Here is a 9,286-nt window from a genome sequence, read left to right as displayed (position 1 = left end):
CGCCCTGGCAAAGCGTGCTGCTGCCCGATATCCCGACGCAGGCCGTGCCTATCGTGCTGGCTGAGCTGATCGCACTCGGCCTCGCGTGCGATTACGGGCAGCCGATCGCGCATCTCATCGCGTGCGCCGGTTCGAGCGGCTGCGCGAAGGGCCTCGCCGACACCAAGACCGACGCGCTGCAACTAGCCGCGCAACTGCCCGCCGGCGTCGACGTGCATCTGAGCGGCTGCGCGCGCTCATGCGCGGCCGCGCACCGCGCGCCGTACACCTTGCTCGCGGTCGAGCCCGGCCGCTACGACCTGTATCGACGCGACAGCCGCCCTGGTTTTGGCCAATGCGTCGCGACCCAACTGACCATCGACGAGGCCGCCGCCCTGCTCGCGCGCCTCGCCCGGAGCCACCCCGATGCCTGATTACCTTCGCGACGGTCAGCAGATCTATCGCCAGTCTTTCGCGACGATCCGCGCCGAAGCCAACCTGTCGCGCATTCCCGCGGACCTTGAAAAACTCGCGGTGCGTGTGATTCACGCGTGCGGGATGGTCGACGTGATCGATGACCTCGCGTTTTCCGACGGCGCCGGCACCGCGGGCCGCGCTGCGCTCGCGCTCGGCGCGCCGATCCTGTGCGACGCGGGAATGGTCGCGCAGGGGATCACGCGCGCGCGGCTGCCTGCGAACAACGAAGTGATCTGCACGCTCACGCACAGCGACGTGCCCACGATCGCGCGCGACATCGGCAATACCCGCTCTGCCGCCGCGCTCGAATTGTGGCGTCCGCATCTGGCGGCCAGCGTGGTCGCGATCGGCAATGCGCCGACCGCGCTATTCCATCTGCTCGACATGCTCGATGCCGGCGCGCCGAAGCCCGCGCTGATTCTCGGCTTTCCGGTCGGCTTCGTCGGCGCGGCCGAATCGAAGGCGGCACTCGCCGACGATAGCCGTGGCGTACCGTATGTGGTCGTGCATGGCCGGCGCGGCGGCAGCGCGATGGCCGCCGCCGCCCTTAACGCGCTCGCGACGGAGATCGAATAAATGACACGGCCAAAGGCATCCCAAGGGCGGCTTTGCGGACTCGGCGTCGGCCCCGGCGACCCGGAATTGATCACGGTAAAGGCGCTGCGACTGCTGAAGGCGGCGCCGGTGGTCGCGTACTTCGTCGCGAAGGGCAAGAAGGGCAACGCGTTCGGCATCATCGAAGCGCATCTGCACGACGCGCAGCAGCATCTGCCGCTCGTCTATCCGGTCACGACCGAAGCGCTCGAACCGCCGCTCTCGTATGAAGCGATCATCGCCGACTTTTACGACACCGCCGCCGAGGTCATCGCGGGCCATCTCGATGCGGGTCGCGACGTCGCGGTGATCTGCGAGGGCGATCCGTTCTTCTACGGCTCGTACATGTATCTGCATGACCGGCTCGCGGCGCGCTACGAAAGCGAAGTGGTGCCGGGCGTGTGCTCGATGCTCGGCGGTGCGGCCGTGCTCGGCGCACCGCTCGTGTATCGCAACCAGAGCCTGTCGGTGCTGTCCGGCGTGCTGCCGGAGCACGAACTGCGCCGTCGTCTCGCCGATGCGGACGCCGCCGTCGTGATGAAGCTCGGCCGCAATTTCGACAAGGTGCGGCGTGTGCTCGGCGAACTCGGTCTCGCCGACCGTGCGCTGTACGTCGAACGCGCGACGATGAGCAATCAGCGCATCGTGCCGCTCGCCGACGTGGATCCGATGGCGTCGCCATATTTTTCGCTGCTCGTCGTGCCGGGTCAAAAATGGCAACAGTAATTGCGCCGGCGATCGTGATTCTGGGTGCCGGGGCGCTGCAGACCGCGCGACGGATTCAGGCGTCGTACGTCGAGCGCGGGCGTAATCGCGGGCCGGCCGCTCATGCTGAGCACGCGGGTCACGGCGAACCTGACGCCCACCGCACTGATGCGGTATATGCCGCGGCCTATGGCGGCGATCCGACGCGCTGCGAAATCCATGCGCTCAGGGGCCGCGTCGATGCCGACGTCGCGTACGTCGAACTGGGCGCGCATCTGCGCGAACTGTATGCGCGCGGCGTGCCGATCGTCGCGTTGTGCGCGGCAGGCATCGTGATCCGCTGCCTCGCGCCGCTGCTGTCGAACAAGGGCGCCGAGCCACCGGTACTCGCGGTCGCGGAGGACGGCAGCGCGGTCGTGCCGTTGCTCGGCGGACTCGCGGGCGTCAACCTGATGGCGCGCGAGATCGCCGCCGCACTGGCCGTAGCACCCGCCATCACGACAAGCGGCGAGTTGCGCTTCGGCACCTGCGTGCTCAATCCGCCCGATGGCTATGCACTCGCCGATATCGGGCAAGGCAAGCGCTTCGTGTCGGACCTGCTGGCGGGGGAAAGCACGCGCATCGAAGGGGATGCGCCGTGGCTCGATGATGCGCAACTGCCCCGCTCGGCTTCCGCGCGTCGCGCGATTCGGGTGACGCCGCACGCGTGGGACGGGCGCGAGGATGAGTTGGTGATTCACCCGCGCAGCGTGGTCGCATTCGCTCAGATGATCGCTGGCGAGCCCAGCGCCGAAGGCGATGCCGATGCTGCGGCCAATGCAATCGCCGCACGCGTTCGCGCGGCCCTGCACGCGCACGACCTGTCGCCGCTTTCGCTCGCGGCGTTGCTAGCGCCAGCCGCCAGCATGACGGACCCGTCGCTCGCGCAGGCCGCCGCGCTTCTCGACGTACCGCTGCGCTTTGCGGACCCGAGTACCGCAGACAGCGAACCGAATGCCGCCGCCCTGCTCGATGCCTCGCTAGCCGTCCCGCACGAAACGCTGTACGACACCGCCGGAACCGGCATCACGGTCACGGTGTCGCCAGTCCCCATCGATCCCGCGACCATCGGCCGTGCGCGCGGTCGCCTGAGCGTGATTGGCCTCGGTCCGGGCAGCGCCGCACTGATGGTGCCCGCCGCGCGCGCCGCGTTGAACGAAGCCACCGATATCCTCGGCTACGACACCTACGTCAAGATGGCCGGCCCGCTGAGCGTGGACCAGCGCGTACACGGCACCGACAATCGCGAGGAAATGCAGCGCGCGCGTCATGCGTTCGAACTCGCGAGCGAGGGCCGCTCGGTGGTGATGGTGTCGTCCGGTGACCCCGGCGTGTTCGCGATGGCGGCAGCGGTACTCGAAGCGCTCGAAGCCTCGCGCGACGACGCGTGGGCCGCCGTCGAACTCTCGATCGTGCCGGGCGTATCGGCCGCGCTCGCGACCGCCGCGCAAGCCGGCGCCCCGCTCGGCCACGACTTCTGCATGCTGTCGCTGTCCGACAACCTGAAGCCATGGACGATCATCGAGACGCGTCTGCGCCACGCGGCCCAGGCCGATCTGGTGATGGCGTTCTACAACCCGATCTCGCGCGCGCGGCCCTGGCAACTCGACCGCGCGCTCGACATCGTGCGGGAATATCGCGCCGCGTCGACCCAAGTCGTGCTCGGCCGCGACATCGGCCGGCCCGGTGGCACGTTGCGCACGCTGACGCTCGGCGAAATTCGTTCGGCCGACGTGGACATGCGTACGCTGGTGATCGTCGGTTCATCGCTGACGCGGCGTTTCGCTTGCGGCGATAACGGCGCGCAGTGGGTGTACACGCCGCGCTGGTATGAGTAAATGAGCAAGGGGCCGGCAGCGAGCCGCAGCGCCGCAGTGCGCCGATAGATAGATAGTTACGTAGCCGCCGGCCCGCTCACGCGAGCTTCAAATCCGCGACCGCCCGCTGCGGGACCCCGAGGTCGTCCCACAGCTCTGGATGACAGGTGAACACGAGAATCTGATGCCGCGTGGCCGCGTCGATCAGCGCGCGCTTGATCGCGTCGCGCCGCGCGGCATCGGTATGCACCGCCGCGTCGTCGAGCATCAGCAGCGTCGGCCGGCCTGATGCCTGCAACAGATCCGCATACGCGAGCCGCGTCAGGATGCCAAGCTGCTCGCGCGTGCCGAAGCTCAGCGCATCCAGCAGTTCCGTACGGCCGTCGCGATCGAGCGTCGCGGGGCTCAGATCGTCGCCAAGCGCGATGCTCGATTGCGGAAAAATCCGCTTCAGGTAATGACCCAGCCGCTCGGTCAACGGCGCGCGCAATTGCGCGAGCGCGGCGTCCCGTTCATCGACGAGTACTTCGTCGAGCAAACTCAATGCGCTCGCCCGCAGGCTCAGTTCGTCCTTGCGGCGCGTCGCCTGCTCGACCTGCGCTTCGAGCGCGGCGAGCCGTTCGCCGAGACCGGACGCGCCCATCGTCTGCAACTCGCTGCGCAGTTCCGCGATCCGCAGCTGGCGCGCGTGCTGCTCCCCGCGCGCGAGTTCCGCCGACGCACGATAGCGCTTCGCCTCCGCCGCCGGATCGTCGAGCCGCGCGGCTTGCAGTTCGCGCTCGCGTTCGCCGCGTTGATTCTTCAACGCGTCGACCTTCACGCGCTGTTCGACGATATTCGCCTGCCACTGCGCGCGTTTGCGGCGAAACGCGTCGTCGGCGAGTTGCGCCCGCTTGCGCTGCAACTGCGCGGCAAGCGACTCTGCCTGCGCGATGCCGGTCGATTTCGCCGCGGCCGTCTGCGCGAGTACCTTGCGCGCGGCCTCCAACGCGTCGCGCGCGATCTCGGCGTTGCGGCGAGCGTCGTCCAGCGGCGGCGCGGCGGACACATCGGGCAGACTCGCGAGCCGTTCGCTCGACGCCTGCCGCCGCGCCGCCGCCGCCGCCAACGCCGCGCGCAATGCATCGATGCCCTGCGGCGCATGCACGCCGAGAATATCGGCGTGGCGCTTCTGTTGCGCGACCACGCTTTTCCACTGCTCGTGGCGCGCCTGCGCATCGGCCGCCGATGCGACGCCGAGCGCCTGCAACGCCTGCGCGTGCCGTGCTTCGAGCGCCGCGAGTTCGGACAATTGCGCGGACAGATCGGAGACGCCCGGAATCACCCGCAATTCGCCCAGCTCGCCCAGACCGATGCGCTTTTCGTCATCGACGCGCAGCACGCCGGTGCCGCTGATCCGCTCGTTTCCGACACTCAGTTCGCCATTCAACCGGTACTCGATACGCGTCATCGCCGCTTCGGTACGCGCGCGCAACACGGTCAATTCGCCATCGAGCTTGATGAGCCGCTTCAGTTGCGTGTCGTCGATCTCAAGCGCCGCCGCGTCACGCGTGGCTTGCAACACCGCCGCGTTCGCCTTCTCCGCGTCGGCGATCGACGCTTCCAGCCGCTTGCTCTCCGTGCGATAAAAATCGATCTGATTGCGCAGATCGGCGGCGGTCACGGCCGCGTTCGCGAGTTCGAGCGCGCGATGCGCATCGGCCGAGGCCTGCTCGAATTGCGTGACGCTGTGTTCCGCCTGCGCATGCGCGCTCTCGGCGGCGGCGACCCCGGCGCGCGCGATGTCGAGCTGTTCAAGCTCGCGCGCCACCGCCGCCTCGAGCTCGAGCGCGCTCTGTTCCTGCTGCACCGACAGCGCAAGCTCGGCCTCGCTCGCGAGCAACGCGTGCGCGAGCCCCTGCATGTCGCGCTCGAGCTCTGCCACGGCGGCGGCACGCTGCTGCGCGAGTGCGGCCTTCTGCTCGTGAAGCTCCCACGGACGCCGCCGCTCGGCGTCGTCGAACGCTTGCTGCTGCGCGGCGAGGCGCGCGATGTTGTCGTCGAACTGTTGCCGCTGCTGTTGCAGTTCGTCGCGGCTCGCACTCAGCGTAGCCAGGGTCTGCTCGGCTTGCGCGAGCGGTCCGGTCGACTTCTGCGTGCGCGCGGTCAGCAGTTGCCGCAATTCGCGCTGCACGGCCGCGATCAACGCGTCTTCGCCGGCCGATTCGCGCCCGCCCGACAGTTGCGTGAGCGCCTCGCGCAGATACTGCGCCGCATGCCCGCTCGAATCGCGCAGCTCCTGGGTGCCGCCCTGCTGCACCCACAACAGCCCCGGCACCCCGGCATGCTCTGCCTTCAGCGGGCCGCGCGCGGCCCGCGAAAAACCGAGTAGCGCGGCCAGCTTGTCTTCCGCTTCGTCCTCGCTGAACACCGCCTGGCCGATCCTCAGTTCGCAGCGCTGCCGCGACACGAACTGCTTCGACAAACGACACGCGACGCCGTCGAGCTCGAAGCTCACATCGACCGACGGCTGCCCGCTCGAGAGCCCCCACGGCAGCAGATCTTTCAGATGCGACGCCTTGTAGCGTTCGAGAAACACCGCGCGCACCGCTTCGGCGATCGTGCTCTTGCCGGCCTCGTTCGGGCCGGTGAACAGATTGAGGCCCGGCTGCAGATCGTCGATCACGAGCTGCCCACCGAACTGCCTGAATTCCTGAATCGCGATACGTTGCAGCTTCATGCGGACCTCGCTTCGCGCGCAGGCTCGAGATGTTGGGTGGGTTGTGAATCGCGTTGCCGCTGTTCACGTTGCAGCCGCGCGAGCAGCAGCAGCGCCTCGGCCGCGCGCTTGGCCTGCTGCGGATCGGCCTGCGCGTCTTGCTGCATGCCGCGCAGCCGCGCGACCACCTTCGCGAGATAGCCGCTTTGCGCGCCGAGTTCGGCGAGGTCGTCGGCGCTCGGGAGCACATGCAATCCGCTCAGATCGGCGCGCACTGCCCGCACGCGCGCGCGGGCCTGTTCGACCGCCACATGCAGCGCCTCGGCATCCGCAAGCGCGGCCGTGCCGCCAACCTCGATACGCAGCACGTCGTTGCCACCCAGCCCGGCGAGACGCGCGTTCAGCGCATCGACGTCGGTCGGCACCGAAATGGTCTCGTCCCAGCGATGCCAGCGGTATTGCCCGACGCGCAGCGGGTCGACCTGCGGCGTTGCGCCCGGTTCGCTCAACGTGACGTCGAGAACGAAGCCCGGTTCGTTCGCGCGAAAGCGGTCCTGCTCGTGCGTGCCCGCATACCATGTGCGCTCGTCAACGCGCAGATGACCGTGCCAGTCGCCGAGCGCCAGATAGTCGAGATGCGCGCTCGCGGCCCGTGTCGGCGCGATCGGATTCGATGAATCGATGCTCTGCTGCAGGATGCCGCCGACGCTGCCGTGCGCGAGTCCGACACGGTGATAGCCGGAAGGCGTTTCGGTCGAATCGAAGAATGCGGTGGTGTCGTCGTAGGTGATGCGCTGCGTGAGCGGCGCGCACAGCAGCGCGCAGCGGCACGCGTCGAGCAGCACGACGCCGGGTTCGAGCACGACGCGCACATTGGGCGTAATGCAGTCGAGCCGCTGCGCGCGGGTCCACACGCTTTCGACGAGCGCCGCGTCGTGATTGCCCGGCAGCATGATCCACGGGCCGGAGAACGGTTGCAGCGCGGCGAACAGGCGGCGGATGACCGTGTCCGATACGGTTTGCAGATCGAATACGTCGCCCGCGACGAGTACCGCGTCGACGTTGCGCGCGGCGGCTGCTTCGGCGATGCGGCGCACCGTGTCGAAACGCGCCTGTGCGAGATGCGCAGCCTCGTCCGGCTCGAACTGGCCGAATTGCGTGCCGATCTGCCAGTCCGCGGTGTGCAGAAACCTGATCACTGTGCCTCCATGGCGATTGCTTGCGTCGTGTTGCGTGGGTGCTGCGTGGGTGTGGCCTGGGTGCGGGTGCTGCCTGGGCGTTGCCTGGCTATGCGTGCGGCCTGACGGCCTGGCTGTCTGGCGAGCTGTTCCGTTGCCGGTTCAGGCCTGCCCCCGCGCGTTCACTTTTGAATTCAACCGCGAATGTTACCTTGCCGAAGCCGCGACGCGTAGGCGGACTGGACGCGCGCGCCCGCCGTGCCGCATCATGGCGGGCGAGCCGGCCCCGCCGGCCGGCCGCAAAGCCGCGCCGCTGAACCCGACACCCTCGCCAATGGACAAGACCACCGAACTGAAGAAGGCCAAGCGCACGCCGTTACTGCTGCTGCTCGCGGCCGCCTGTGTTTTCGTCGTCACCGCGTTCATGCGGCGCGGCCTGTGGGTCGACGGCATCAAGTCGGTCGCCGAAGCCGCGATGGTCGGCGCGCTCGCCGACTGGTTCGCGCTCGCCGCGCTGTTCCGGCGCGTGCCGATCCCGGTGGTCTCGTCGCACACCGCGATCATCCCGCGCAACAAGCACAAGATCGCCGATAACCTCGCGCGCTTCGTGCAGGACAAGTTTCTCGACGTGCCGTCGCTGGTCGGGCTGATCCGCCGGCATGATCCCGCGCAAACCATCACCGGATGGCTGAGCGAGCCAGCCAACAGCGCGCGCCTGGGTGGCTACGTGGTGCGGCTGAGCGGCGGGATCCTCGACGTGGCCGACGACGCGCGCATCCAGAGCCTGATCAAGGACGCGCTGCGCGATCTGCTCGCGAAGGTCGATCTGTCGCCATCGCTCGGCTCGATTCTCGACATGCTCACGCGCGACGGCCGTCATCAGCAACTGCTCGACACCGCGATCGGGCAGGTGATTGCGCTGCTGCGCGAGAAGCCGGCGCGCGAGTTCATCGCCGCGCGCATCGTCGATTGGGTCAAGAGCGAGTACCCGACGATGGAGAAGATCCTGCCCACCGCGCTACTCGGCGACAAAGGCGCGGACGCGCTCGCCAGAGCGACCCACCGGATGCTCGAACAGATCGCCGATAACCCCACGCACGAGCTGCGCGAGCGCTTCGACGAAGCGGTGCAAAAGCTGATCGTGAAGCTGAAGACCGATCCCGCATTTGCCGCGCAAGGCGAAGCGCTGAAGCGCTATCTCGTCGAAGGCGATGCGTTCACTGCGTACGTGAAAGACATGTGGGGTGATCTGCGCGCATGGCTCAAGCGCGATCTGCACAGCGCCGACTCGGTGCTGCACGCGCGCGTCGCCGCGATGGGCCAGTGGGTCGGCCGCGAACTTGCGCGCGATCCGGCGTTGCGGCAATCGCTGAACGATCATCTGGAGGATGCCGCGCGCGCGATGGCGCCGGACTTCGCGCAATTCCTCACGCGCCATATCAGCGACACCGTGAAGAATTGGGACTCGCGCGAGATGTCGCGGCAGATCGAGCTGAATATCGGCAAGGACCTGCAATACATCCGCATCAACGGAACGATCGTCGGCGGCTTTATCGGCTTGCTGCTGTATGTGAGTTCGCAACTGCTGGAACTGCTGCGCGTGCATGCCGGTTAAAAACGCCGGTTGAAAGCGCCGATCCGCAACGCCGGTTGACAACCCGGTTCGCACAGGCCGGTTGACAACCCGGTTCACACAGGCCGGTTGACAACCCGGTTCGCACAGGCCGGCAGCCGGCGCCCGGCGCGAGGCGTGGTAAGCCGCTGCGCCGCTAGCGCAGCCACTGCGCCAGTCCACACCC

6 protein-coding genes and 1 pseudogene are annotated in these 9,286 nt (G+C 68.0%); 5 read left to right on the top strand and 2 right to left on the bottom strand.

The window, feature by feature from the left end:
* The 4 genes and pseudogenes from VGH68_RS15290 to cobJ form a co-directional block, all read left to right on the top strand.
* A pseudogene (locus VGH68_RS15290) lies at window positions 1-413 on the top strand (oxidoreductase); the annotation flags it as partial.
* On the top strand, window positions 406-1,032 hold the full coding sequence (locus tag VGH68_RS15285) for a precorrin-8X methylmutase (protein ID WP_331604485.1): 627 nt from the start codon (window positions 406-408) through the stop codon (window positions 1,030-1,032). The pseudogene VGH68_RS15290 and the gene VGH68_RS15285, both read left to right, overlap by 8 nt.
* Window positions 1,033-1,776 (top strand): precorrin-2 C(20)-methyltransferase, encoded by a 744-nt coding sequence (locus VGH68_RS15280; RefSeq protein ID WP_331604484.1) that lies wholly within the window; start codon window positions 1,033-1,035, stop codon window positions 1,774-1,776.
* On the top strand, window positions 1,764-3,632 hold the full coding sequence (gene cobJ / locus VGH68_RS15275; protein WP_331604483.1) for a precorrin-3B C(17)-methyltransferase: 1,869 nt from the start codon (window positions 1,764-1,766) through the stop codon (window positions 3,630-3,632). Before VGH68_RS15280 ends, cobJ begins: the two co-directional genes overlap by 13 nt.
* Window positions 3,633-3,708: 76 nt before the next feature.
* Here the strand turns inward: cobJ and VGH68_RS15270 are convergent, their stop codons facing one another.
* Window positions 3,709-6,330 (bottom strand): AAA family ATPase, encoded by a 2,622-nt coding sequence (locus VGH68_RS15270; RefSeq protein WP_331604482.1) that lies wholly within the window; start codon window positions 6,328-6,330, stop codon window positions 3,709-3,711.
* The gene (locus VGH68_RS15265; protein WP_331604481.1) at window positions 6,327-7,508 is read right to left on the bottom strand and encodes a DNA repair exonuclease; all 1,182 of its coding nucleotides are present in this window, start codon (window positions 7,506-7,508) and stop codon (window positions 6,327-6,329) included. The genes VGH68_RS15270 and VGH68_RS15265 overlap by 4 nt, the downstream gene beginning before the upstream one ends.
* A gap of 313 nt (window positions 7,509-7,821) precedes the next feature.
* On the opposite strand from VGH68_RS15265, the gene VGH68_RS15260 reads away from it, so the two are divergent.
* A complete protein-coding gene (locus VGH68_RS15260; RefSeq protein ID WP_331604480.1) occupies window positions 7,822-9,102 on the top strand; it encodes a DUF445 domain-containing protein in 1,281 nt (426 codons plus the stop codon).
* The last annotated feature ends 184 nt before the right edge of the window (window positions 9,103-9,286 follow it).

It is taken from the genome of Paraburkholderia sp. (genome assembly GCF_036488505.1).
GTDB lineage: Bacteria > Pseudomonadota > Gammaproteobacteria > Burkholderiales > Burkholderiaceae > Paraburkholderia.
Note: the sequence above shows the minus strand (reverse complement) of the source record. Positions and strands in the feature narration are given on the sequence as shown.

What these genes read in the sequence shown, in the direction of transcription:
- VGH68_RS15285 (WP_331604485.1), top strand. Translation starts at nt 406, where the DNA reads ATGCCTGATTACCTTCGCGACGGTCAGCAGATCTATCGCCAGTCTTTC.
- VGH68_RS15260 (WP_331604480.1), top strand. Translation starts at nt 7,822, where the DNA reads ATGGACAAGACCACCGAACTGAAGAAGGCCAAGCGCACGCCGTTACTG.
- VGH68_RS15280 (WP_331604484.1), top strand. Translation starts at nt 1,033, where the DNA reads ATGACACGGCCAAAGGCATCCCAAGGGCGGCTTTGCGGACTCGGCGTC.
- VGH68_RS15270 (WP_331604482.1), bottom strand. Translation starts at nt 6,330, where the DNA reads ATGAAGCTGCAACGTATCGCGATTCAGGAATTCAGGCAGTTCGGTGGG.
- cobJ (WP_331604483.1), top strand. Translation starts at nt 1,764, where the DNA reads ATGGCAACAGTAATTGCGCCGGCGATCGTGATTCTGGGTGCCGGGGCG.